Annotated in this window: 20 protein-coding genes and 1 pseudogene; 15 read left to right on the forward strand and 6 right to left on the reverse strand. The window is 58.7% G+C overall.

Features of this window, described 5'->3' with window-relative positions; genetic code table 11:
- Positions 1–89 precede the first annotated feature (89 nt).
- The 4 genes from GT019_RS28230 to GT019_RS28245 all read left to right on the forward strand — a co-directional run bounded on the left by GT019_RS28230 (position 90) and on the right by GT019_RS28245 (position 4,007).
- Positions 90–1,046 carry a carbohydrate ABC transporter permease gene (locus tag GT019_RS28230; protein ID WP_161746799.1) on the forward strand — a complete coding sequence of 319 codons (957 nt, stop codon included), beginning with the start codon at positions 90–92 and terminating at the stop codon, positions 1,044–1,046.
- A gap of 3 nt (positions 1,047–1,049) precedes the next feature.
- A complete protein-coding gene (locus tag GT019_RS28235) occupies positions 1,050–1,883 on the forward strand; it encodes a carbohydrate ABC transporter permease (RefSeq protein ID WP_161746800.1) in 834 nt (277 codons plus the stop codon).
- A 23-nt stretch (positions 1,884–1,906) separates the two neighbouring features.
- Entirely contained in the window at positions 1,907–2,884 is a 978-nt protein-coding gene (locus GT019_RS28240; protein ID WP_161746801.1) for a Gfo/Idh/MocA family protein, read from the forward strand.
- A gap of 145 nt (positions 2,885–3,029) precedes the next feature.
- Positions 3,030–4,007, forward strand: a complete 978-nt coding sequence (locus tag GT019_RS28245; RefSeq protein ID WP_161746802.1) for a phosphotransferase — start codon at positions 3,030–3,032, stop codon at positions 4,005–4,007.
- A 242-nt stretch (positions 4,008–4,249) separates the two neighbouring features.
- Here the strand turns inward: GT019_RS28245 and GT019_RS28250 are convergent, their stop codons facing one another.
- Positions 4,250–5,059 carry an AraC family transcriptional regulator gene (locus GT019_RS28250; RefSeq protein WP_161746803.1) on the reverse strand — a complete coding sequence of 270 codons (810 nt, stop codon included), beginning with the start codon at positions 5,057–5,059 and terminating at the stop codon, positions 4,250–4,252.
- Between the two features lie 136 nt (positions 5,060–5,195).
- Here GT019_RS28250 and GT019_RS28255 point away from each other — a divergent pair, with 136 nt between their 5' ends.
- The 6 genes from GT019_RS28255 (at position 5,196) to GT019_RS28300 (ending at position 13,500) form a co-directional block, all read left to right on the forward strand.
- Positions 5,196–6,029, forward strand: coding sequence for a phytanoyl-CoA dioxygenase family protein (locus GT019_RS28255; RefSeq protein WP_161746804.1), 834 nt, complete (start codon positions 5,196–5,198; stop codon positions 6,027–6,029).
- A gap of 328 nt (positions 6,030–6,357) precedes the next feature.
- On the forward strand, positions 6,358–6,756 hold the full coding sequence (locus GT019_RS28260) for a hypothetical protein (RefSeq protein WP_161746805.1): 399 nt from the start codon (positions 6,358–6,360) through the stop codon (positions 6,754–6,756).
- A 50-nt stretch (positions 6,757–6,806) separates the two neighbouring features.
- Entirely contained in the window at positions 6,807–7,793 is a 987-nt protein-coding gene (gene glpX, locus GT019_RS28265) for a class II fructose-bisphosphatase (protein WP_161746806.1), read from the forward strand.
- 135 nt (positions 7,794–7,928) lie between these two features.
- Positions 7,929–8,462 carry a cysteine hydrolase family protein gene (locus GT019_RS28270; protein ID WP_161746807.1) on the forward strand — a complete coding sequence of 178 codons (534 nt, stop codon included), beginning with the start codon at positions 7,929–7,931 and terminating at the stop codon, positions 8,460–8,462.
- Positions 8,463–8,875: 413 nt separating this feature from the next.
- Positions 8,876–12,817, forward strand: coding sequence for a fibronectin type III domain-containing protein (locus GT019_RS32140; protein ID WP_235949567.1), 3,942 nt, complete (start codon positions 8,876–8,878; stop codon positions 12,815–12,817).
- 191 nt (positions 12,818–13,008) lie between these two features.
- Positions 13,009–13,500, forward strand: a complete 492-nt coding sequence (locus GT019_RS28300) for a GNAT family N-acetyltransferase (RefSeq protein ID WP_235949568.1) — start codon at positions 13,009–13,011, stop codon at positions 13,498–13,500.
- Between the two features lie 151 nt (positions 13,501–13,651).
- On the opposite strand, the gene GT019_RS28305 is transcribed toward GT019_RS28300, so the two are convergent.
- On the reverse strand, positions 13,652–15,700 hold the full coding sequence (locus GT019_RS28305; protein WP_161746808.1) for an amidase family protein: 2,049 nt from the start codon (positions 15,698–15,700) through the stop codon (positions 13,652–13,654).
- A gap of 392 nt (positions 15,701–16,092) precedes the next feature.
- On the opposite strand from GT019_RS28305, the gene GT019_RS28310 reads away from it, so the two are divergent.
- The gene (locus GT019_RS28310; protein ID WP_161746809.1) at positions 16,093–18,090 is read left to right on the forward strand and encodes a stalk domain-containing protein; all 1,998 of its coding nucleotides are present in this window, start codon (positions 16,093–16,095) and stop codon (positions 18,088–18,090) included.
- 522 nt (positions 18,091–18,612) lie between these two features.
- Here the strand turns inward: GT019_RS28310 and GT019_RS28315 are convergent.
- The gene (locus GT019_RS28315; protein ID WP_161746810.1) at positions 18,613–19,527 is read right to left on the reverse strand and encodes an ArsR/SmtB family transcription factor; all 915 of its coding nucleotides are present in this window, start codon (positions 19,525–19,527) and stop codon (positions 18,613–18,615) included.
- A 321-nt stretch (positions 19,528–19,848) separates the two neighbouring features.
- Between GT019_RS28315 and GT019_RS28320 the strand changes: the two genes are divergently transcribed.
- From GT019_RS28320 to GT019_RS28335, 4 genes are all read left to right on the forward strand, one after another.
- On the forward strand, positions 19,849–21,171 hold the full coding sequence (locus GT019_RS28320; protein ID WP_328804052.1) for an ABC transporter substrate-binding protein: 1,323 nt from the start codon (positions 19,849–19,851) through the stop codon (positions 21,169–21,171).
- Between the two features lie 68 nt (positions 21,172–21,239).
- Positions 21,240–22,184: a carbohydrate ABC transporter permease gene (locus GT019_RS28325; protein WP_161746811.1), complete on the forward strand. Its 945-nt coding sequence runs from the start codon at positions 21,240–21,242 to the stop codon at positions 22,182–22,184.
- A gap of 48 nt (positions 22,185–22,232) precedes the next feature.
- On the forward strand, positions 22,233–23,036 hold the full coding sequence (locus GT019_RS28330) for a carbohydrate ABC transporter permease (protein ID WP_161746840.1): 804 nt from the start codon (positions 22,233–22,235) through the stop codon (positions 23,034–23,036).
- A gap of 430 nt (positions 23,037–23,466) precedes the next feature.
- Positions 23,467–24,549: a Gfo/Idh/MocA family protein gene (locus GT019_RS28335; RefSeq protein WP_161746812.1), complete on the forward strand. Its 1,083-nt coding sequence runs from the start codon at positions 23,467–23,469 to the stop codon at positions 24,547–24,549.
- A gap of 113 nt (positions 24,550–24,662) precedes the next feature.
- Here the strand turns inward: GT019_RS28335 and GT019_RS28340 are convergent, their stop codons facing one another.
- From GT019_RS28340 to GT019_RS28350, 3 genes and pseudogenes are all read right to left on the reverse strand, one after another.
- The gene (locus tag GT019_RS28340) at positions 24,663–25,415 is read right to left on the reverse strand and encodes an SDR family NAD(P)-dependent oxidoreductase (RefSeq protein WP_161746813.1); all 753 of its coding nucleotides are present in this window, start codon (positions 25,413–25,415) and stop codon (positions 24,663–24,665) included.
- Between the two features lie 412 nt (positions 25,416–25,827).
- The gene (locus GT019_RS32725) at positions 25,828–26,052 is read right to left on the reverse strand and encodes a type 2 periplasmic-binding domain-containing protein (protein ID WP_407945110.1); all 225 of its coding nucleotides are present in this window, start codon (positions 26,050–26,052) and stop codon (positions 25,828–25,830) included.
- Positions 26,053–26,073: 21 nt separating this feature from the next.
- A pseudogene (locus tag GT019_RS28350) lies at positions 26,074–26,214 on the reverse strand (LysR family transcriptional regulator); the annotation flags it as partial.
- Positions 26,215–26,225 lie beyond the last annotated feature (11 nt).

Consider the following 26,225-nt stretch of genomic DNA (forward strand, 5'->3'; position numbering starts at 1 on the left):
GGTAAAGGCGCTTCCGGGCGACGCGGGCGCAACCGCTCGTTAACGAAAACCGGCCCGGGGCGCCTTTCGATCCGGGAGGTACGAATCACATGGCCGCGAACGAAAATCCGGTGACGGCACCGACGCTAAACGCCATTCCGAAAATCAAGTCCAAGTCTTCTTACAAGCGGAAATTGACGCTGTACGGCGTATTGTTCGCATTGCCGTGGATGCTTGGCATCCTGATCTTCAGCGCCTATCCGCTCGTCATGTCCATCTATTACAGCTTTACGAGCTACAGCATCCTGGACGCGGGCCAATGGGTCGGGATCGGGAATTACAAGGAACTGATGAGCGACAATACGTTCCGCATCAGCATTTACAATACGTTGTACTACACGCTCATCTCCGTGCCGCTCAACATCGCCGTCGGCGTCGCGCTCGCGCTCCTGCTCAATACGAAGATCCGGGGCCAAGGCATCTATCGGACGCTGTTCTTCATCCCGAGCCTCGTGCCCGCGGTCGCGACGACGATCATCTGGATGTGGCTGCTGAACCCGCAGTTCGGGCTCGTCAACTACTGGCTCGAGAAGATCGGAATCTCCGGACCGCCGTGGCTCGGCGACGAGCACTGGGCGAAGCCGTCGCTCATTCTGATGAGCTTATGGGGCGTCGGCCAAGCCATCGTCATCTATTTGGCCGGCTTGCAGGACATCCCCCAGGATTATTACGACGCCGCCGACGTGGACGGCGCGAGCACGGCGCGCAAGCTGAGGCATATCACGCTGCCGCTGATGACGCCGGTCATCTTCTTCAACCTGATCATGGGCGTGATCGGCACGATGCAGAACTTCGTCCTGCCGTACACGCTGACCAACGGAACCGGGGCTCCCGCCGGCTCGCTCATGTTCTACGTCATGTACCTGTACCAGAACGCGTTCCTGTACCTGAAGATGGGATACGCCTCCGCGATGGCATGGATTCTGTTCCTCATCGTACTCGTCCTGACGATCCTGATCTTCGTCTCGCAGAAACGCTGGGTTCACTACCAGGGAAAGGAGTCGTGACCGATGAAAACCCGCAGTCTTCGCACGATCAAGAACGCCGTCACCCATCTCTTCCTCATCGTGTTCGGCATTTTCTTCCTGTCGCCGTTCCTGTGGATCCTGTCCACCTCGCTGAAACCGAACGAAGAGCTGTTCCTCTGGCCGCCGAAATGGATTCCAAGCACCCTGATGTGGAGCAACTTCCCGGACGCGATCAGCTATTTTCCGTTTTTCACGTATTTGGGCAATACCTTGACCATCACGGTGCTCGCGACGGTCGGCATCCTGTTCTCCTGCCCGCTCGTCGCCTACAGCCTGGCGCGCATTCCGTGGAAGGGCTCGAAGCCGCTGTTCGGCCTGACGCTGATCGTCATGATGCTGCCCTATCAGGTGACGATGATCCCGATCTTCATCGTGTTCAAAAACTTGGGCTGGGTCGGGACGAACGTGCCGCTCTGGCTGCCGGCGTTCTTCGGGGCGCCGTTCTATATCTTCCTGCTGCGGCAGTTCTTCATGGGCTTGCCCAAGGAGCTGGAGGACGCGGGACGCATCGACGGGGCTTCGGAGATGCGGATCTACGCGCAGATCATGCTGCCGCTTTGCAAGCCCGCGCTGCTGACGGTCGCGCTGTTCCAGATCATCGGGAGCTGGACCGATTACCAGGGGCCGCTCATCTACCTCTCGGACGAGACGCAGTATACGCTGATGCTCGGCCTCTCGTCGTTCAAGACGCAGCACGGCGCCGAATGGCAGCTGATGATGGCGACCAGCGCGATGATCACGCTCCCGGTCATCATCTTGTACTTCGTCGTGCAAAAGGCGTTCATCCGGGGGATCACGTTCTCCGGCATCAAATAATTCGCAGAAGGAGTGCATAGGATATGGGCAAAGTTCGCATCGGTTTCATCGGGACCGGGGGCATCGCAAGCTTGCACGCCAGGCAGCTGCTCGAGCTGTCCGAGGACGCGGAGATCGTCGCCATCGCCGATCCGAGCGAGGAGAGCCGCCAGCGGTTTCTGGCGAATTTTCCGCTCGAGGGGGTGGCGCAGTTCGCGGACCATATCGCGATGCTGGACGGGGCCGGGCTGGACGCGGCCATCATTTGTTCGCCGCACACGCTGCATTTCCGTCAGGCGGGCGACGTGCTGCGCGCAGGCCTGCACGTGCTGATCGAGAAGCCGATGACCTGCTCGTCGGCGGAGGCGGAGGAGCTGCTGCGCATCGCGGAGCTGTCCGGGAAGATCATGCAGGTCTCGTACCAGCGGCATTTTCAGCCGGAATTCCTGTACATCAAGGAAGCCATCGACAGCGGCACGATCGGCAGGCTGACGTCCGTGACGGCTTCGCTTTATCAAGGCTGGGCGCAGGGCGGGAAGACTTCTTGGCGGAAAAATCCCGCGTTGTCCGGCGGCGGCATGCTGATGGATTCCGGCAGCCATATCGTCGACGTGCTGCTGTGGACGACGGGATTGACGCCGGTCGAGGTGCATACCGTCATGCATCAGCAGGGGACGCCGGTCGAGATCGATTCGTTCACGTCGATACGCTTCGCGGAGGACTCGGTTGCCGGCTTGAACATCATCGGCCACGCGCCGTGCTGGCACGAGACGTACGCGTTCTGCGGCGAGACCGGCGGCATCTTCTACGACAACGGGAATATCACGGTCCGCCGGCTGCGCGAGGAGCCGGTCGTGCCGCAGCTGCCGCTCCAGACGACGAACCAGGACAAGAGTTTCGTCGATGCCGTTCTCGGACGGCGGGAGGTCGCGGTCTCCGGCGCGTTCGCGCTTAAGGTCGTCAAGCTGACGGAGATGATCTACCGGGCAGGCAACTATTCGCCGATTCCGGTGTCGGGCTAAGAGGAGAAGGAAGTCCCGTGCTCGAACTTTAGGAGGAAGACGGAATATACGCAGACTGCGGAAGCGCGGTCGACGCCGCCAACGTCCCGTGCTCGGGATGCAGAAGAACGCGGAAGCCGCGCCGGCCGATGGTAAGCGACCGCCGATGCGGTGCAGCGCTTCGCAGAGCGACGCCTTCGCCGCCATGACGCGCGCTCGGAGCGGCGCGCGTCATGGCGGCGTTCCGGTGCTGCCGGATTCCGCGAGAGGGGGCAACACGGCTTTGTATCGGCATCCTGAATATCCGCTTTGGCTGCACGACGACGACGAACTCGGGGAATTGCTCGGGAGCCCCGTGACGGAGCGGGTCGTCATTCACGAATGGCCGCTATCCTGCGTCCAGCGCGTCCGAACCGCGGGCGGCGTCCGCTGCATCTACAAGGCGCAAGCCCCGCCGACGGTCGAGCCCGATTTCTACGCCCGGGCAAGGTCGGAGCTGCTCGTACCCGCGCGGATCGCGGAGGCGCTTGACCATCCGCCCGCTCTGATCCTGGAAGAGCTCGACGCGCCGCGCTTGAGCGATCTTCGTCTGGAGGAGCCGGCGCTGGCGGCGATCGCCGCCGAGCTTCCGCTGCGGATCGCGGCGATCGGCGGTTCGCCGCCGGTCATGGCGGATCTGTCCACGGAAGCGCGCTGGACGGCATACATGGACCTGGTCTGGGAGGATCTGCGCGCCTTAATCGGCGAAGGCGGGTTCCGCCGGACGGATCTCGCGCTCGTGGACGACCTCGCGAGGTGGAGCGAAAGCCCGTCGGTGAGGGAAGCGTTCGAGGGACAGACCGGCCTCGTCCATGCCGATCTGAAAGCCGAGAACGTCCTGGTCACGCCGGACGGCTGCCGGGTGCTGGACTGGCAGCGTCCGATTCTCGGTCCTTCGGCGCTGGATACCGCGACGCTGTTGATCTCTCTCGGCATCGATCCGGCGCGGCACGTGCCCGGCGGAATCGTGCAGCTGTATCATTTCCTGCACATCGCTTGGTACGCGCAGGCGGCGAGACGCTGGTTCCCCCAAGGGAAGCCGTGGTTCGACGGGCTCATCCGCAGCATCGGCGAAGAGATCGCCGGAATCCGGGGGCGAGCGTGACGGAATGTTCATAGGCCAAGTCGCGAAAGTCGGGCTTGCCGCCGAAAGAGGCGGCCGGTACGGCACGCGGCGGATGGCCGCCCGGCGCCGTTTTCAATCGTCAAGCTGCGGCTTTCGGCCATCGAATCGGCCGCGCGTCAGCCTTCATTGCAGCTTTGCCGCCAGATCGTTCACCCGCCCGCCTGCCCGTCAGGCGGGCTTTTCGCATGCGCTGCCGGCATCTCCCGCAGGCTCGCTGCCATTCAGGACGGCGGTTCGCCGTAATGGCTCGCGGCGGAGCGCCCCTTGAACCGGAAACGGGTCGGCGGGGCGCCGCAATGCTGCTTGAACGCCTTGCTGAAATGATAAATATCCGCGTAACCGAGCGCGTGCGAGACTTCGGTGATGTTCATCGCCGTTTCGGCAAGCAAAAACCGGGCCCGTTCCATGCGCACGCGGGTCATGTACGTTTTCAAGGAATAACCGGTATAGGTCTTGAACAAATGGCTCAAGTGCCGCGGCGAGACGCCGTAAGCCGATGCGAGGCCGGCCACCGTGACGGCGATGCCGTGATGCTCGGCCAATTCGTCGATGACCTTATGGACGAGCTGCTTGTGCATGGCCGAGATCGGCGCGTGAACGGCTTCCTCCTGCCGCCGCATATGGAGCAGCACGAGGCGCATAAGCAGCTCGAATTCTTCCTCCTTCGCGGCTTCCCCGCGCTGCTGCACGTCGAGCATCCGCTGCAGGCATGTCTCGGGCAGGGCCGTATCCTCGAACTTCGCATGCCGGCCCGGGAGCTCCGGACCGGCAACCTCGTCCAGCGTGAAGTGAATGAAAATCACGGTCAGCCGCTGGTTGTCGTCCTGCGCGGCGTGAACGGCATCGCCGGGACGAATCAGGAAGCAGGAGCCTTTGCCGATGGGATAACGCTCCTCGTTGATTCGCATTTCCCCTTTGCCGTCCATGGCGTACCAGAGGTCGTAGTCGTGCAGGGGGAGCTTGGGCGACCATACCCAGCCCCGCTCGCACCTGGCTTTGCCGAACGAGCTTGCGCAGCGAATCGTATGCACGGGCAGTGCTCCTCTCTAGGCGGGAAACAGCATGTTTTGACAAAAATGCGTCGGTTCCCTCCATTTTCTTGCATGCGCTTCCGCGCTACGATTAGCGTATCAAATAACCTGTCAAAACGAAATGGGGAGTGTGCCGATGTCACGCGCAAATTTACAAAATGCCGAAGAAATCAACGGCCGCATGTACCGGTTCGGCAGGCAGCACGCGCCGCTGCCGTCCGTCTCGGCCTTCACGGACGAGCATGTCCTTCACTATCGGGAGCAAGGCTTCGTCGCGATCGACGGGGTGCTTGGCCCCGATGAGGTCAACGCCTGCATCGCGGCGATCATGGGCCATATCTTCGATCCGGATACGAAAGCGAAGATTCAATTCACGAAGCCCCAAAGCGAGCTGCATACCGACGAGGAGCGCGAGCTTGCCGTTCGCAAGGTGTACGATTACGTCGACGCGGATCCGGTGCTGCATGCGGCCGCGCACAGTCCGGCGATCGCCGCCGTCGTCGAAAAGCTGCTGGGCGCGCAGTCCAAGCTGGCTCAGGATCAGGCGCTGCTCAAACCGCCGCACGGCGGAGGCGAGAAGCCGTGGCATCAGGATATGGCATACGGCAACCTCGCGTACGAGAAAGCGGTGGTCGGCGTGTGGATCGCTTTGGACGAAGCCGGGATCGACAACGGCTGCATGCATGTCATACCGCGTTCCCACATGGATGGCGCGGCGCCGCATTACGCCGTTCGCGATTGGCAGCTCTGCGATGCCAACGTGCCGGTGGACAGAGACGTCGCGATCCCGCTCAAGCCGGGCGGCGCGTTGTTCTTTCACGGCTTGCTTTACCACGGCACGCCGTTCAATTTCTCCGAACTCCGCAGGCGCGCGCTGCAATTCCATTATGCGCCGGCGGAAGCCGGCAAGCTGTCACCGGGCGAGTACAAGCGGATGTTCACCAACGAGATGACGAACGCGGAATGCTGAGGCGCTCGATGCGGATTGACGCGTCTGCGGTCATGCGTCTCGCTTGAGGAGAGATTTTGTAAATCCTGCAATCACGGCCCGCGGCGCATGCTGCGGGTCCTTATTCGTTTGCCCGCGAATGAATAGACGAAGAATCGCGCGATGGGACCTTCGGCAGACGCTTACGAGGAATTGCCCATAGACCGAGTCTATAGCTCCTGTGGAAATTATGTATTACATGAATGGGCGCATTTCGTATTATAGTGGAACTACGAGTTGAAGCCGCTCAATTTGTACAAGAAATCAAATCAAACATACAGCAATCCATTACTAGTGGGAGTGAACGATAATGACAAACTACTATACATCCGATAAAGCCCATATCTACTGGGACGAAGCCATCGAATCCGTCGTGATTACCTGGAATTCCTTCGCGCAAGGGGACGAGTTCCGCGAGCCGCTGGACAAGATGATCGAATTGGCCGTCATGAAGAAAGCGAAGAAAGCATTGTTCGACAGCAGCCATATCCTGGTCCTGGCGGAAGATACCAAATGGCTGGCCGAAGAATGGCTGCCCCGCCTGCTCAATGCCGGCATTCAATACGCGGCGACCGTTAATCCCGTCAAGCATGTCACGGACGGCGGCAAGGGCAAAACGCCGAGCCGGCGAAACGCGAAAAAATGGCAGCATCATGAATTCGAAGGCGTGCATCACGCCGTGAAATGGTTGTCCGGCATTACGGCTTGATTCCGAGCCTGAATATCCATACATGAGGATCGCGAAAGGCGGAGAAGATAATGGAACGCGAATTGGCACTGGAGGTTGTTCGGGTGACGGAATTGGCCGCATTGGAGTCCGCGCCCTGGATCGGCAGGGGAGATAAGATCAGCGCGGACGGAGCGGCGACGTCGGCGATGCGGGAGATGTTCGACTCCGTATCCATCAAGGGAACCGTCGTGATCGGAGAAGGGGAGATGGACGAGGCGCCGATGCTGTACATCGGCGAGAAGCTCGGCAATCAGCAAGGCCCCGAAGTAGACGTGGCGGTGGATCCGCTGGAAGGCACGACGCTGGTGGCCAACGGGTTGAACAACGCCCTGGCCGTGATCGCGATCGCGAACAAAGGGAATTTGCTGCATGCCCCGGACATGTACATGGAGAAGCTCGCCGTCGGTCCCGCTTTGGCCGGCAAGCTCAGTCTGCTCGATCCCGTCGAAGTCACGCTGGCCAAAGCGGCGGCGGCGCTGCAGAAAAAGGTGTCCAATCTGACCGTCATGGTGCTGGAGCGCGAACGCCACGAAGCCTTGATTCAAACGCTGCGCGATAACGGCGTCCGAATCAAATTCCTGTCGAACGGCGACGTCGCCGGCGCCATCGCCCCCGCTTTCCCGGAGACGGGAATCGATCTTTATCTCGGATCGGGAGGCGCGCCGGAAGGCGTGCTCGCGGCCGCGGCTTTAAAATGCTTGGGCGGCGAATTTCAAGGCCGGTTGATGCCGGAGGATACGGCCCAATACGACCGCTGCGTCGCGATGGGCATCGCCGATCCGGTAAAGGTGCTGTCCATGGACGATTTGGTGGGCGACGACGACGTGATCTTCGCGGCCACCGGCGTGACGAACGGCGAATTTCTCGAAGGCGTGAGCTTTCTCCCCAACCAGCGGGCACAGACGCATTCCGTCGTGATGCGCGCCAAAACCAAGACGATCCGTTTTATCAAAACGATCCATTATTTGCCCAATAAAGCCGGTCATCGCGAAGAAACGGCAGCGCAAGCGATCTAACCGACGAAGATTCACCCGTCCATTGCGGACGGGTTTTTTGTTTTGCCGCGGATGCCGTATTATGTATTGAAACGAGAACGTATGTTTGTATATAATGTAGGTGAAGCCAAAAAAGCAATGAAATGAGGTGTGTACATGCATCAGGATACCGCATTGCTGATCGTCGACGTGCAAAACGGCATGTTCATGGAATCGGATCCGGTTCACGACGGACAAGGCCTGGTCGAGCGCGTGCGCGAGCTGATCCGGAAAGCGCGGGCTTGCGATACCCCGGTCATCTACGTCCAGCATAACGAAGGCGAGGGCGAACCGCTCGCATCCCATACGCCGGGCTGGGAGATTCATCCCTTGATCGCGCCCGTCGAGGGAGATATCGTCATTCAGAAGCATGTGCCCGACGCGTTCCGGGAGACGAATCTCCAAGCGGAATTGGACAAGCTCGGGATCGCTAACGTCGTCGTGGCGGGCCTGCAAACGGATATGTGCATCGAAGCAACCAGCCGGCGCGCCAGCGAATTAGGCTATCGCACGACGGTGGCGGGCGATTGTCACAGCACCTGGGCCCAAGGCGGGCAAAGCGCGGAACGAATCATCGCAAGCCGCAACGAGCTGTTCCGGTCTTTCGCGGATGTTCGCGAATCGGCGGCGATCGATTTTTGCCCGGCATAACCACCTGACCGGACGTTCCGTTCGCAGCAAGAACGGCCGCCGCGGGCGGCGGATCGAGCAGCCCCTGACTGCTCGAACAGCGGAGCGCAAGGCATCGCGTATCGTGATGCCTTGCGCTTTTTGCTGCTGCGCGCTTTGCTTGCCCGGGCGTCCGCTAGCGTCCGGCTTCAGGGTCCGGGCATGCTGATTCGCCGCGCGATCGCACGGGAGGCCGGCGGAAGAGTTAATCGCAAATAACATAGTCCATACCGGAAGCTTTCGCGCAATTTACAGTAGTTTCCATAGCCTTTGTAAGCGATACTTCCGAATGAGGAGGAGGTGAACGCGGCATTGTTTGGCATGGCACAATCGGACCTGCCGTCAACGCAGACCAGTCAGCCGATGAACCGAGATACGAGAGGAGCTGAATAGTAATGACGAACGTTTTGGGAAGGAAGCCGCGCCGCAAGCTCGGCAGCATCCTGCTGGCTCTCGCGACCATGCTGCCGGTGATTCCGCTTCCGTCGGCGTTCGCCGCGACGGTGAACGTCACCGCGTACGGGGCGAACGGCGGCGATACGACGGACGACCTGCAGGGCATCGCGAACGCCATCGCGGCCGCATCGAGCGGCGACACGGTCTATTTTCCCGCCGGCACGTACTACATTACCGGCACGATCAACGCCAAGTCGGGCATCAAGCTGATCGGGCAAAGCAAGGACACGACGATTATCAAGTACAGCGGCACGACGGACAACAACATGATCACGCTCAGCAATACGACGGGCGTCGAGGTTGCCCAGCTGACGCTGGACGGCAACAACAACACGCATGTCGTCTCCGGCATATGGGGGGAGCCGGGCAGCGGACATAACATTCATCATAATATCATCAAGGATTTGGTCAAAGCGGACGGGTTCGCGCCGTTCGGCGTCCTGCTCTCCGGCACGGACAACTCGACGATCGCGGACAATACGTTCACGAACATCGGCGTGAATTCCTCGTGGGGCGGCGCCATTCGCGCGGGCTGGAATTCCAACGGCACGAAGATCCTGCGCAACACGATCGCGAATACGGGACGCGGCGGCATCTTCGCCAACGATACGTGCAACAACGTGGTCGTGAAGAACAACACGATCACCGGCTCGGGCCTGCACGAGCACGGCCTGTCGATCGAGCTGCACACGAACTGCAACTATTCGGTCATCGAGGACAACAACGTCGACCACTGGATCAGCGCCGTTCGTTCCAACAATATCGCGGTCAGACGCAATACGGTCCATACGACGGACGGTACCGTGCAGGGCATGGGACTTGAAGTCATGGTCACCCACGGCGTCACGACCGACAATCTCGTCGATGGCGGGCAGCAAGTGGGCATGCAGCAATCCCCGGGCACGGGCTACCAATATTGGGGCTACAACACGATTCAAAACATGGTCATGTGGGGCATGCAGCTGCAGGGCGCGGACACGGGCGAAACGGAGCAGTTCCAGTACTTCTATAAGAACACGTTCAAGAACGGTCCGATCGGCAATCCCGCGGCCGCCTATCCCGGCTATGACGGCAATGCCATCCGGATTCACGGCAATTCGCGGAATTTGACGTTCGACAGCAACCAGATCGTCAACAACGGACGGAAAGCGATCGAGATCACGAGCGCGTCCGGCACGGACCGTCTCAGCTTCATTAATAACGTCATCACGGGCAACGGCGGACCGTCGATCGATCAATACCCGTCGGCGGCGGCGGATCTCGAATGGAGCAACAACACGGTGAGCGGCAACGGCACGAACACGCAATTGGTCAGCCGCGGCTTCGGCGATCCGAAGCCGACGGCCAACTTCAGCGCGCCGCTCAGCGTGCAGCTGGGGCAGTCCATTACCTTCACGAACTCGTCCACGGACAACGGCACGATCGCGGAGAACCTCTGGGACCTTGGCGAGGGGCCGCCGGTGAACGCGGTCAGCCCGACCTATACCTACCAGAATGCCGGCACGTACCGGGTTACGCTCGTCGTCTGGGACAACACGGGGCGCGCGAGCTTGAAGGAGCAGACGGTCAACGTCTATGCCGGTCCGCCGGACACGCAGGCGCCGACGGCGCCGACGCTGACTTCGCCGTCCAAGTCCAACGTGACCGTCGATCTCGCTTGGTCCGGCGCGGCGGATAACGTCGGCATCGTCGGCTACGACGTGTATAAAGGCGGCGCGCTTATCGGCTCCGCGTCGGGAGCGGGCGCGACGACCTACACCGTAACGGGCTTGACGCCGAGCACGGCGTATAGCTTCACGGTCCGGGCGAAGGATGCGGCGGGCAATGTCTCGTCGGCCAGCAATACGGTGAACGTCACGACGGCCGCCGGCGACACGCAGCCGCCGACGACCCCGACGAATCTGGCCTCCACCGGCAAGACGGATACGAGCGTCAGCTTGACCTGGTCCGCTTCGTCGGATAACGTGGGCGTAACCGGCTACGACGTCTATTACGGCTCCACGCTGGCCGGCTCCACGTCAGGGCCGAGCGGCACGACGTTCGTCGCGAGCGGCCTCGCGCCGAACACCGCGTACACGTTCACCGTCAAGGCAAAGGATGCATCGAACAACGTCTCGGCCGCGAGCAACGGCGTGACGGTCACGACGGAACCGCTCGCCAACTGGACGCTCTGCGCGGGCGAGAACAACACGTGCAGCTTCTCGGGCACGAAGCAGGTGCGCTTCGGCGCGAACGGCAGCTATGCTTACGGCACGTTCACGAATTCCGTGATGTGCTCGACCAACCAATTCGGCGACCCGGCTCCGGGTTACTACAAATCCTGCGAGGTGAATCTGGCGGGCACCGGCGGAGGCGGCGATACCCAAGCGCCGACGGCGCCGTCCAATCTGACGTCCCCGTCGAAAACGGCGAGCACCGTCACGCTCTCCTGGACGGCCTCCACCGACAACATCGCGGTGACCGGCTACGATGTCTACAACGGTTCGGCGCTGGCGGGCACGGTGACGTCCGGCACGACGTTCACGGTATCCGGCCTGACGGCGAACACGGCGTACACGTTCACGGTCAAGGCTAAGGACGCGGCCGGCAACGCATCGCTCGCGAGCGGCGCGCTCAGCGTCACGACGAATTCGTCGTCGGATACGACGGCGCCTTCGGCGCCGACCGGGCTCGCTTCGCCGTCCAAGACGAGCACGAGCGTCAGCCTGTCGTGGACGGCCGCGACCGACAACGTCGGGGTTGCGGGTTACGATGTTTATAACGGCGCGAATTTGGCGGGCTCCACGACTTCGACGACCTTCACGGTGACGGGGCTGACGGCCGGCACGGCCTATACGTTCACGGTCAAAGCGAAGGACGCGGCCGGCAACGTATCGGCGGCCAGCAATGCGGCGAACGTCACGACCGACGCCTCGTCGACGGCCAACTGGGTCTTCTGCGCGGGGGAGAACAACACATGTGCCTTTAGCGGCACGAAGGAAGTGCGATACGGCGCAAGCGGCAGCTATAACTACGGCACGTTCACGAATTCCGTATACTGCGGCAACAGCACCTTCGGCGACCCGATATCGGGCGCGTACAAAACCTGCGAGGTGAATATGGGCGGCTCCGGGGGCGGAGGCGGCGATACGCAAGCGCCGACCGCGCCGGGCGCCTTGACGTCGCCGTCGAAGACGGCAACGAGCGTCAGTCTCTCGTGGTCGGCATCGACCGACAACGTCGGCGTGACGGGCTACGAGGTGTATAACGGCGTCTCGCTGGCCGGCACGACGTCCGGGACGTCCTTCACGGTGAGCGGATTGTCCGCGGGCACGGCGTATACCTTCACGGTGAAGGCGAAGGATGCGGCCGGCAACGCATCGGCGGCCAGCAGCGCGCTGGCCGTGACGACCAATGCTTCCGGCGGCGGCAGCGGAAGCGTTACGCAGGAATATTGGACGGGAATCTCGGGCACGTCCGTGACTTCCATTCCGACCGGCACGACGCCGAGCGGAACTGCGGCGCTCACGAGCCTGGAGGAACCGACGAACTGGGGCGACAACTACGGCACGCGAATTCGGGGCTACATCACGCCGACGGCGTCGGGCTCGTACACGTTCTACATCGCGGGCGACGACGAGTGCCAGCTCTACTTGAGCACGAACAACAGCCCGTCGAACAAAGCCATGATCGCGAACGTCTACGAATACGCGGGCGTAAGGGAATGGAACAAATCCACCACGCAGCAATCCGGCGCAGTGACGCTGACCGCGGGGCAGCCGTATTATTTCGAAGTGCTGCACAAGGAAGGAGGGGGCGGGGACAATCTCGCCGTAGGCTGGACCGGACCGGGCATATCGTCGATCACCGTCATCGGCGGATCCTACCTCTCGTCCTACTGATTCCCGGCCAGACGGAATCAGGAACCTTCCCTTATGATTACGGAAAAGGCCGCCGAGCATGTCTCGGCGGCTTTTTTCGCGTTTTCATATGCTGCAGCTTGGGGGACGATTTTAATAGGATGTGGATACCTAACAAGGAATTCGGACAAGGACGGCTAATTGGTAGAGAGCGATTAGGAAGGAGGCGGCCGATGATGATGTACTTGCAGTATGAAGCGATGAAGCGCGCGGACGCGGACGAGATCGCGCGTTGGAAATACGAAGAGCCGTACAGCTTTTACGACAATGATGCCTCGGAAGAAGCGATTCGGGAAATGCTGGATCCGGATAACCCGTACTACGCCGTGTTCGACTCGGAGCATGCGTTGGTCGGCTGCTTTTGCGCCGGAAATTCCGCGCAGGTTCCGAACGAAAGTTATGTCTACGCGGAACCGTATCTCGACATCGGGCTCGGTATGAGGCCGGAGCTTACGGGCCGAGGGCTTGGATCCGAATTTTTCGCTTTCGTGCTCGGCTCGTTGGCGCTCATCCATGGGGAAGTCCCGCTGCGGTTAACGGTCGCGGCGTTCAATCGGCGGGCCGTCAGGCTATACCGCAAGCACGGATTCGATGAAGCGGGGAGCTTTCCGAAAGGGGCGACCGAATTTATTGTCCTGTTGAATCAGAAACATGCGGGTTCATGAGCGCGCGTAAAAACGCGGGGAATGCGAATGCAGGAGAGGCTGCCGGGAGAGATACCGGCAGCCTCTTCGCATTAACGCATTAAAGCGGGTGGGCGACGCGAATTCCGTTGTCCCCGCTCCGGCCACTCGCGGCGGCAAGCGTGCGATTATCCTAAAAGAGCGACTTCCATTGTTGCCTCCATGACGCATAGAGAGCGGCATTTAACACATTGACCATGTGATCCACTTCGCGTTGGGTCGAGAAGTTGCTGGCGTACACGGCGAGCGCGTCGTCGTAGGCTTTGCCGCTCATCCCGAGCGCGGACGCATCGTCAAGCAGCGTCTTGAGCCGGTCTTTCACGGCCATTCCCGGCGCGACGCGGGCTTTGGTCGCCTGTTCGAAGGCGTATCCCATCTGGATAAGCTGATCCTCGGTGAACGCATCGCCCGTGATTTGAAGATTAATCGGCTGTCCGTTGCTGCCCTCCGCCGTGCGGTAGCCTGCCGGCACCGTAATGCTTGGATAGCCTGCCTTGGCGGCTATGCCCGTCGTCGCTCCGTTCAGCCCGATCAGCGCATCCAGCTTGTACTTGTCCAAGAGATAATTGATTCCGTTTTTCCTGGCATACGCGATATCGGCCGCGCGCTGCGCTTGGTAGTCCCGGTAATCCTGGGAGCCCGGCGTCATGTCGTACGCCACGCATTGTTGGAGGATGCTTTGGCCGTATTTCAATACATCCAGGTGCGTGCCGTTGTAGTTGATGATGTCCTGCAGGCTCTTGATGACCGTCTTATTGTCGCTCGCGAGGATAGGCTTTTGCTGGGATTTCAAGTACGCTTCAATGTCCTGCTTAAAGTCGTAATAGAGCACTTTGGACGCGGGGGCGGCAGGCAATTCGCCGACCATGGGGCCGCCGCCGGCGGCATACACGATCCGGGCGCCTTGATCCTCGAGGATCCGAATGACGTTCTGGAACTCGGCATACGTATCCGGCTGCTTTTCCTTGTCGGGAATGTTGTAAACGCCGAGCACTTTGCCTTTCAGGCCGTCCTTCTTCAGATAATCCGCGTAGTTCTCGATGTGCGCGTCGAGATAGGCTTCGTCGACTTGAATCTCGTTGTCGACCCCCATATTGATATGCAGATCGTTGGGATCGTAGCCCTGCATGACCGACAGCAAGGCGGCAACATCGGCAACGTCGCGCCCCATCGGGCCTGCCGTATCCTGACTGTGCGAGAGCGGAATGATGCCGTTGCGGCTCACGAGGCCGACGGTCGGTTTCAACCCGACGAGCGAGTTATTGGTGGACGGAGAGAGGATGGAGCCGGAGGTTTCCGTGCCGATGGTAATGGCGGCAAGCGCCGCCGCCCCGCCCGCGCCGGAGCCGGAGGATGAGCCGGAGACATCGAGCACGCCGGGCAAATACGGGTTCAGCACTTGGCTATGCAAGGTGGAATAGCCGCTTTTCATGCCTTGGGCGATGAAGTTCGCGAACTCGGAAAGGTTGGTCTTACCCAGAATGATCGCGCCGGATGCCTTCAGCCGACCCGCCAAGAACGAATCCTGCTCGGGATAATTGTTCGCAAGGGCGATGGAGCCGGCGGTGGTCGGCATCCCGTCGGCGCCGGCCGTGCCGATGTTGTCCTTGATAAGGACCGGGATGCCGAACATGCCCGCGGCCTTGGAAGGATCCGCCTTCACCGCCGCGTCGCTTTCCTTGGCCAATCGGATGGCATTGGGGTTAATGATGGCGACGGCGTTCAATTTGACGGAATGCGAATTGTACAAATTAATTCGGGCGATGTACATGTTAACCAATCTCTCGTACGTCAGCTTCTTGGATTTCACCATCGCCTGCATGTCTTCGATCGTGGATTTCTCCAAATCAATGGTCAGCGTATCCAGCGCGACGCGCAGGATGAGCCTGGTCTCGTTGATTTTGTCGACCGTATTGTTCGGCGTGATCGTCTGGACGAGCGACAAGGCATACTTCACGTTATCCGCGTAAGCCGCCGGATAATCCTTCAAGTTCAAGCGCTTGGCTTCTTCCGCGACGGCTTTCAAATCGTTCATGGCCGCCGTCGTGGTGGAAGCTTCGCTGATCATCCCGTTCGCATCCAGCGCATACGCCGACAGCGTATTGCCAAGCAGCAAACAACATAGCACAGGCGGCGCCAGAACCTTTAGCGCGGTCCGTTTTCTGTTTCCGGACACATACATGCAGATCCCTCCATATGTAAATTTTTATTACATAAATTAGCATATATTGGTTAGGATTTACTGTCAAGATCAGCAATACCTACTGAATTCTTTGAACATATGTGCCGAATGTCGCTGTTTGTGTAAGGTAAATTGACACTACTATGCATGAAAAGCGAGGCTATGTGTGTTGGTGTCACGATGAAAGCTGCATCGGAGCCCATTTTCGCAAAAGCACCTCATGAATCTAATGAAGGCTCCGCGATCCGAAATGTGTCCAAAAAATGGCGCTTTCCATTTTCTCGCAACTATCGCTAGGCATGTGACGTCAAACTAACCGAAGCCGTCGACAGACGGCTTGCATTGGACGCGAACCTGCGTCGGGGCATACGAGAGAGAAGAGGAGACAGGGCATGAAATCGTTGAAATGGCTGTTGATTGTATCGTTCTTATTGTTGTCTTTTGGTTATGCGGTATCGAATGACGCTTCCGCGGAGGGCGTAAGCCCCGCCGGGCAGACGGCCGCCACGGATAAATTGGTGTTGACGATGGGGAGCGCCAACATGGTCCATAACGGATCGACGTATCAATCCGCGCAGCCCGTCGTCTCCATTAACGGCCGGACATTTATCCCGTTCAGCTCCATTGCCGCTCGCTACGGCTATAAAATATCGTACGATGCCCTGAAGAAGGAATCCATCGCGAAGAGCGATACGCATCAGCTCGTCTTCAAGATCGGCAGCGACGCCGCTACCCGGGACGGCGTTCCGACCAAGCTGACTGGCGCGGCTTTCATCTCGAACGGCTATCTCATGGTGCCGCTTCGTTCCTGGGGCGAGATGGCGGACAGCACGATCGCGGTCGTGGGCAAGGAGATCACGCTGAAGTGGTCGACGGCGGTCATCCCGCCGAAACCGACGGCGGATTTCGAAGTGCAGCCTGCCGCGATCTATGCGGGCCAAACGTTGGTCACGTACGTGGACCATGCGACGAACGCGACGGGCTTGCCGTTCGTGGACGAACGTTGGAACGGCCGGATGGACGTGTTCCCCGAGGCGGGCACGTATGTCGTCACGAGAGAAGTGGAGGACAGCAACGGCGTCTGGAGCGATCCGTACTCCGTCACCGTGACCGTACTGGCGCCGAACCTGCCGCCGGTCGCGAATTTCGCCACGGATAAGCCGCAGTACCGGATCGGCGAGACCGTAACCTATACGGATCTGAGCACCGATGACGGCAACGCGATCGTCCGCAGCACGTTCACGGGCAACGACAAGGCGTTCTTCGAACCGGGGGACAAAGCCGTCACGCTGACCGTCGAGGACAAGGACGGCCTGACGTCGACGGTGACGAAGACGGTGACGGTCACGAACGAGGTGCTTTACACGAAGGACGATTACGATCAGTTATTCGCGGCCACGGGGGATATCTTCGCGGTGGACGGTCAAGCGGTGCTGAACTTCCCTTCGTACAAATACCGGATCGTGTCGGAAGCGGCCCAGATGGTGCGCAGCAACAGCCCGGAGACGCTGGTTCAAGAAGGCATCGAGTACAATGCCCAGCTGTCGGACAAAGTACGGTTCATGTTCCATAACGTCAACAAAATCGGATATCCCGTCACGATTCACCTGCTGGCGACCAACATGGGAAGTTCCACGGTGAATTATAACAAGAGCGCCGCGGGCATGGGCGGACCGACGCCTTCGCCGGAGCTCGCGGGCAAGCTGTCCGCGTCCCGCTATCTGACCTCGCTGGCCAGCAACCCTTCGCCGCAGTGGTCGACGATCCGTCCCGGCGAGACGAAGGAGATTCTGCCCGAGATCGCCAAAACGCCGCTGAAGCCGAACGATTCGCTTAGTTCCTACGTGGACGTATATTCCGACAAGGAGTTGGTCTACAACATCGTCGTCACCGCGGTCGGGAAGGACCCGGTAGCCCAGCTGCCGAACCTGCCGGTGATGCCGCGGGACGGCGTGCATGTCAGAGGCACGTTCTACAGCGCCGACCGCTCGATCGACATCGACGACCAGATCGGCGATACGCCGATGCGCGTCATGTTCGGCGACAAGACGGTCGACACGATTCTGGATGGCATCGACGAGACGACGGGGCAGCTGGAATATAATCTGGGCAATTTCGGCGTGCTGTACCGGATGCATCTGTCGCATGTCGCGCCGCGCACCATGATCGCATTGAATGCGCGCGGCGGGTTATACACGGGCGCGTTCCTCGTGAACGGGCAGCTCGTAACGGTCGCGAACAACCAGGCGCTGAGGAACAATGCCCAGTCTGCCGTTCTGTACCGCACGGGAGACAGCGAGGAAGCGGTCGATATCGTGTTCACGATCGCCTCGGGAAGCAATCTCCCGATCGCGATGACGTTCGCGCCGCTGCCGGCGCTCCGGCAATGATTCATGCCATTAAATAAAAGAGCGCAAACGTAACCGAAAACGGAACGAAGCAAAGATCAACTTTGCGGCGTTCCGTTTTTGCATGACCGGGAATTGCTGCCCGAACTTGGTAGGGATCCCGGGGAAGAAAGAAAGGGAGCTTCGATTGCTTAAGGGTTTGCCGGACACCTCGGCAGCCTGTCGCGAAATGATGTGTTCGACAATATCACGCTTATCGGCTTACGAACAGGGACGGCGCGGTCAAGGAATAGCTGTATCGAAAAGCAGCAAAAAACCACGTTCTGGGGACGTGGTTTTTCTGCCCTATGCAGAAGGGCTGTATGATCCGAGGTATGGCCGACGGCAAATTCGAACCGAAAGCGCGTGCGAACCGTTCGCAGGCCGCCGTGATCCTGCACTGGCTGTTTCAGCAAAGCTAAACCGGAATCCCGCTCGCCAAGCAAGCGGGATTCCGGTTTTACGCCGGCCGATTATCGGTAATGGGGGGCAAGATGACCGATAACGTCCATACGGCTCACGGGGTCACTCGACGGCGTCATAAAGGACCCTTGCGATGATATCCTGCTTGTAGTTACCGAAGTGCGAGCCATAGAGCGTGAGCCCGCCTACCTGTCCGGTCTCGCAGACGCCGATCCGGAAACGAATGTCGGAGCTGTGCTGCAGCTCCACGTCACGAATCGTCGTTTCCGATATCCGGATTCCGTCGAGGAACGTGCCGTTTTCATTGATGCGAACCATTTTGAGCAGGCCGTATTGGTTGAGGTGGGGCGGCCACCAATCGGGCGCGACCTTGCCTTTCTCGCCGCCGAAATCGCCGGGCGACGTCCACATGCCTACTTCTTTGCTGTTAACGGAGAAGACGATGTCGGAGGGATAATCGTTATTGTAGGACGGCGCTTCAGAGCCGAGCTCCATAATGAATTGCAACTCGCCGATCCTTTGGCGCTGCTTCAGATATTTGGGTATCCGGTACTCCAGATATCCGCGCGTCAGCCAGACGATTCCGGCGTTGATACGCTGAGGATCCGCAAAATAGCTGGGATTGTCGAATTCTCCGATAATGCTGTCTTTGGTCGCCAGGCCGCATGTCGGTTCCACTCGATAATCCGTGTAGTGGCCGACCTTGATTTCGACTTCATACAGATTATGGCCAGCAACTTCGTGGCGCAGCTCGACGGTGAGCATGTCCTCGTTCAGATAACAAATCTTCTGGAGTCCATGTTTGCCGACAGCCGTCGTAATATCGATCAGGCCGCTTTCTTCGAGCTTTCTGATGTGCATCGTGATGGCGCCGTTGGTCAGTCCGAGCTTTTCGGCGATTTCGTTTAGATTAAGGCAGTTGTGCTTGGCCAGCAGTTCCAGAATCTCTATTCGGATATCGGAACTCAAGGCTTTAAAAATATGTAGACCGGATCGAAGGTGTTTGATATGGATCAACCGAAAAGCCCCCATTCCTTACCGTATCATTTATTATAAACATAATGCGAATTGATGAGAATAGCTAAGGCGCGTTTCGCGGGATAAAGATAAAAAGGCATGCTGCTCTATTGGCGAAAAATGTAGAAAAATGGTTAAAAAGGAATAGAAAGCGCTTTAATAAAAAATATTGACAAAGTCAAATGCTGGAATCTATGATAAAAAAGTAAACAGTTTTAGGTTTTATTAAACTAAACATCCGGGTCAGTCTGACGTATCAGCTCCGGCTTGAATCCCTCAGGGGATGCAAGCGTACCAACCTAAATTCGAGGGGGATACGATGTGAAAAAGCAAGTGCTCTGGATATTGTCTCTAATGGTGGCGCTCGTCCTGGTATTGGCTGCTTGTTCAAGCGACGACAAGTCGAAAGACTCCGAGTCTGCTTCCGATTCCGGAGGTTCGTCATCGGGAGGAACCAAGCTGGAAATGTGGACGTTTAATGAGCTTCACAAGACGTTTTACGACGAAATGGCCAAACGCTGGAACGAAGCCAATCCGGGCAAGGAAATTCAGCTCAGCGTCAGCGTCTTTCCGTACGAAGACATGCATAACAAATTGCTCGTTGCCCTGCAGTCGGGCACCGGGGCGCCCGATCTGGCCGACATCGAGCTTAACAAGTTTCCGAACTTCCTCAAAGGCGATCCTCAGCTCTTGCCTCTCAACGACATCGTCGAACCTGAATTGAACAACCTCGTCAAGTCCCGATTGGACATCTACGCCAAGGACGGCAACTACTACGGGATCGACTTCCACGTCGGGGCGGCCGTCATTTACTACAACAAAGAAATCCTGGACAAAGCCGGCGTGAATCCGGATGACATCGTGACATGGGCCGATTACGAAGCGGCAGGCAGGAAGGTGCTGGATGCCGCCGGCGTTCCGATGACGACGCTCGAGACCTCCGACCTCTGGAGCCTCATGCCTCAGGTCGCGCAGGCTCCCGGCAAAGATGACTTGCAAACCGCCGACGGACAACTGAACATCACCAGTCCGGTCGTTTCCGGACCGTTGAAATGGCAGCAGAACCTGATTAAATCCAAAATCGCGATTCTGACGCCAGGCGGCAACCATCACGCAGAAGAATATTACGGCATGATGAACGGCGGCGGAGCCGCTTCGGTCTGGATGCCGATGTGGTACATGGGACGGTTCACCGACTATATGCCGGACCTCAAAGGCAAGATCGTCATTAAACCGATGCCGGTCTGGAAAGAGGGCGAGCCGCGTTCCGCAGGCATGGGAGGCACGGGTACGGCAGTGACCAAAACGTCCAAAAATCAGGAGGCCGCCAAGGCATTCCTGGCTTACGCCAAGCTTTCCAGGGAAGGCAACATCGAGATCTGGAAGCAGCTCGGCTTCGACCCGCTCCGTTCGGATGTCTGGAATGCGCCGGAGCTGAAGGAATCGAACAAATTCACGGATTATTTCGGCCCTGACATTTTCGACGTCCTGACGGAAGTGAAGGGCGAGATCGAAGGCGTCGTCGTCAACGAGAACACGCCGGCGATTTCGGACGCTTTCAAAACAAGCGTGATTACGCGCATACTCCTGGATAACGAAGACGTCGACAAGGTGTTGTCGGATGCCGCGAATCAACTGAAATAGTATAACTTCCGGCACCGCGCGGTCTATGCCCGAGCCCGCGGTGCCGGAATACGAAAGGCGGGCCTCTGATGGAGAATGCTTCACCGGCAACGGCTGACAGAACGGCAGGGATCAATGGACGGCGCAAGCTGACCCGCATCCTGTATTCGCAGAAAATTGCCCCGTGGCTATTCGTCCTCCCGTTTCTCATTTCGTTTGCCCTTTTCTTTGCATATCCGGTGATTTCCGCGGTGAATATGAGCTTTCAACAGGTACTGCCCGGCCAGGTACAATACATAGGCACCGATAACTATGAGAAGCTGTGGAACCCGATCTTCTGGAAGGCCATCGTCAATAGCAGCAAGTATACGTTCTACACCGTTCTCATCCTCATTCCTTTGCCGCTTGTTCTGGCTGTCTTCCTGAATTCCAAAACGATGGTGCTCAAAAACTTCTTCCGTTCCACGTTGTTCATCCCGGCGCTCACCTCGGTCGTGGTAGCCGGTACCGTCTTCCGTCTGGCTTTCGGCGAACTGGAAGGCTCGCTGATGAACACCATAGTCGTCTCGCTCGGCTTCGACCCGCAGCGATGGCTGCGCAGTGAAGCACTGGGCATGTTCGCGCTTGTGCTGCTGGCGTGCTGGCGATGGATCGGCGTGAACCTGCTGTACTTCATGGCCGGCTTGCAGAACATCCCGAAGGAGCTCTATGAATCCGCGGATATCGACGGGGCCAACACCTGGAACAAATTCAGCCGCATTACGCTTCCCCTGCTAAAACCGATCAGCATTTACGTATTTACGATCAGCATTTACGGCGGTTATTCCATGTTCACCGAGAGTTATATGCTGTGGTCGGGGAATCGCTCCCCGAACGATATCGGCCTGACGATCGTCGGTTACTTATACCGCAACGGCCTCGAGCAGAATAACCTCGGACTCGGTTCGGCGGTGGGCATCGTGCTTCTCCTGATCACCATTGCGGTCACGATCGTGCAGCTCAAGCTGTTCGGCATGTTCCGGAAGGAGGAATGAACGGTGGACACCGCCAAAAAACGCAAGCGGTCGGTCTATACCGCGTCTATGGTTCTGCTATTCATCTTGTTCGGTGCATTCGCGGTATTTCCGATCGTCACGCTGATCATCGCTTCCTTCAAGCCCGCGCAGGAATTGATGCGCTTCGGACTGAATTTGAAGATCGACCCAGCGATCTTTTCGCTCAAGAACTATAGCTACTTGTTCACCGGCGAATCGCTCTATTTAACCTGGTATTGGAACAGCTTGCTGATAACGGCCGTATTTACCGTACTTTGCCTGTTGCTGTCATCGATGGTCGGGTACGGACTTGCCGTTTATCAATTCCGACTTCGCAACCTGATCTTCGTTCTTGTGCTTGTGATGATGATGATCCCCATCGAGATCATCATGCTGCCGCTGTATAAGCTATCGATATCGCTCAAGCTGATTAACAACATTTGGGGAATCATTCTTCCGTTTGCCGTAGCCCCGCTGCCGATCTTCTTCTTTCGTCAATACGCCTCCGGGCTTCCGCGCGATTTTCTGGATGCGGGCCGCGTAGACGGCTGTACGGAGTTCGGCATGTTTTTCCGGATCATGATGCCCTTGATGGCGCCGGCTTTCTCGTCGATGGCCATCCTGCAGGCGCTATTCAGCTGGAACAACTTCCTGTGGCCGCTGATCGTGCTCCGCACCAACGAGCAGCTCACGATTCCGATCGGGCTGTCCACGCTGCTGACGCCGTACGGCAATAACTTCGATATGCTGATCTCCGGCGCGGTGCTCGCGATTCTTCCGATTCTGGCCGTATTCTTGTTCTTTCAAAAGTATTTTATCGAGGGCATGACGGCGGGAGGCGTTAAAGGCTAATCAAGCAAGCAGCCCGCAGGAAAGAAAAGCCATAAAGGGGAAAAGATCGACCGCCGCTTTGCCTTCCGTCGAACGGAAGCGGGCGGCGCTTTTTCCATGCGCGGGCATTATGGCAGGGCATTGGCAGTGCTGCGCCACCCGGTATGTTTTCCGGCAAAACGAGGGAGTCATTTGTCTTCGCAAACGATCGTTTCGAACGACGATGAGTCGGCCGGCATGCTGGAATTGGAGTGGGACGAGGACCGTGATGACCGCACGCTGCTCGCCGCCATTATTCGATAGGCTCCTCGCGCCGACCTGTCGCAAAATCGCACATCGCGTGACATCAAGTTGAAGTAAACATTGCCGCGGCGATATGCTATCTTCATTTTGTGTCTTTATTTATATCGAGCTGCACTTCAACCACATTCATAGGAAGAAGGATCGGACCATGAGCGAAAAGCTGCGAATTGGCATCATCGGAACCGGGGGCATTGCCAAATCCCACGTATCCGCGTATAAAAAGCTGCCGTATGTCGAGATCGTCGGCGTAGCGGACGTTATCCCGGGCAAAGCGGCCGCGTTTGCGGAGGCGCAGGCGCTGACGGAAGCGGCGACCTTCGACAGCCACACCGAGCTGCTGCGCATGGAGCTGGACGGCGTCAGCATCTGCACGCCGAACGTATCGCATCACGTCACGACGGTCGACGCGTTGCGCGCCGGCAAGAACGTGCTGCTAGAGAAACCGATGTCCGTCACGCTTCAGGAAGGCATCGAGATGACGCAAGCCGCCAAGGAAAGCGGAAAAATGCTCACGCTCGGCTTCCAGCCGCGCTATGACCCGAATATGAAACTGCTGCAAAAAATCGTGCAATCCGGACGCCTCGGCAACGTGTACTACGTCGAGACGGGCGGCGGACGCCGCCGCGGCATGCCCGGCGGCACGTTCATCAGCAAGAAGCTTGCCGGCGCCGGCGCGATGGCCGATATCGGCTGCTACTCGCTGGACATGGCGCTGAACACGCTCGGCTATCCGCGTCCGCTGACGGTGTCCGCATTCACGTCGAACCATTTCGGGGCGAATAATCTGTATCATCCGGAAGCGAGCAATTTCGAGGTCGAGGATTTCGGCGTCGCGATGGTGCGCTTCGAGAACGACCTCGTGCTGCAGTTCAAGATCTCCTGGGCGATGCACATGGATACGCTCGGCGCGACGATGTTCCTCGGCACGGACGCCGGCCTGAAAGTAACGCCTGCCGGCGTAGGGCCGTGGTCCGGCGTATGGGACGGCTCGGTCGGCTCCATCACGCTCTACCATGACGAGTTCGGCGCCCATACTTCGACGCCGATTCCGATCATCGAGCATCAGTTGAACCTGTTCGACCGGAAAGTGCATGACTTTGCCGAAGCGGTTCGGGACGGCCTGCCGGCTCCGATTCCGGGCGATCAGATTCTCATTCAGCAAGCCATTATCGACGGCGTGCTGCGCTCGGCGGAATCCCGCCGCGAAGTATCCGTGGAACTGCCGCGCTAATCGTTCGTGGCCCAGGCTGCGCGTCATTCGTTGCTGACGGGGGAAAGAGCGTTGGCACAACAGCATTGAAACATAAGAAAGGGGCGCCGGCTGCGGCGCCCCTTTCGCTGCGATCAGATCGACATGCCGCCCGAGACTTCGATGCGCTGCGCATTGACCCAGCGGTTGTCCTCGGAGAGCAGCGAGGCGATCATCGGGCCGATATCGTCGGGCTCGCCGGCGCGGCCGAGCGCCGTTATTTCCGCGACGCGCTTGTTCAAATCCGGGTTGTCGCGGACCATGCCGCCGCTGAAATCGGTCGCGATCGCTCCCGGCGCGACCGCGTTGACGGCGATGCCGCGCGCGCCGAGTTCTTTGGCTTGATATTTGGTAAGGGTCTCGACAGCGCCCTTCATCGAGGCGTAGGCCGCGCTGCCCGGCGTAACGATGCGGGTTAGTCCCGTCGAGACGTTCACGATCCGTCCGCCGTCATTGATGAGCGGAAGGAGCTTTTGCGTCAAGAAGAACACGCCTTTGAAGTGGACATTGTACAAGGTGTCCAATTCCTCCTCGGTCGTCTCGGCGAAGGATTGGTGATGCGAAGTGCCGGCGTTATTGACCAGGTAATCGAAGCGCTCCGCGCCAAGCTCCTTCAGCGCTTGTCCCGCGCTTTGCACGAACGCGTCGAACGAGCCGGCTTTGCTCGTGTCGAGCTGGAGGGCGATTGCTTTGCGTCCCGCTTCGCGGACCAGACCAACGACGGCCTCCGCTTCTGCCTGATTGGAATGATACGTGAATATGGCATCTACGCCGCGTTTTGCAAGATTCAGAACGGTGTTGCGGCCCAAACCGCGGCTTCCGCCGGTGACGATCGCTATTTTAGACATCTGAATTCCTTCTTTCGGTGAAATGCCGGTTATATAACTAACCGGTTAGTTAATATTATATGCCCATAGCTCTCATTGTCAACCGCATATTATTGTTACGAGCCACTATGATGCGTATCGCTGCCGTTGCTTAGGATAACCACGTCAGCGGAAGTTTATCCTGCCAGCCTTCCTAAACTCGCGGCATGCAAAATGGACGCGCAAAAAGCCATCGTTCACCGGCTTCAAACCGACGCTCCTTCCGGGCTTGCCGGTCGTTCCGCGCCTCGGACGTATCCGAAGCCGATATTCGGCTGATCGTTGCTTTTCGTCTGCTGTCGGGCTCGGTTATTGCAATGCACGGTAATAAACGAGACGCCGAAACGGCGAAAGAAGCTTCGCCGTCCGTCGCGATTATCGGCCTTCAATATCGTTATTGAAGCTGGTCGCCTGATTCATCTTGCGGGATCGCTTCCCGCGCGATCCGGCAAAGGTCTTGCAGCAATGGCAGGCGCTTGTCCTCCTTCCATACTAATGCTGCCTCGCTAATCATCGGCGGGTCGCTCGGCCGCCTATAAGCGACTTCGTTCGGCCGCACGCCGCCGAGGCTGCTCGCGACTACCGTCACCCCGATTCCCGCCGCCACCAGGCCGATGATCGCCGATTCGGTCGTCGCTTCCTAGGCGATTCGAGGGCTGAAGCCGGCCAGATGACAGAGCGCGATAAAATCATCGAACAGCTGTTGATTGGCATCGAGCTCGTCTTCCAGCCGCTTGATCTGGAAGCTCAGCGGCTGCTGGGCGATGTGCAGCATTTCGGCCGCCCGACCAA

The organism is Paenibacillus glycinis, assembly GCF_009909185.1.
GTDB lineage: Bacteria > Bacillota > Bacilli > Paenibacillales > Paenibacillaceae > Paenibacillus_Z > Paenibacillus_Z glycinis.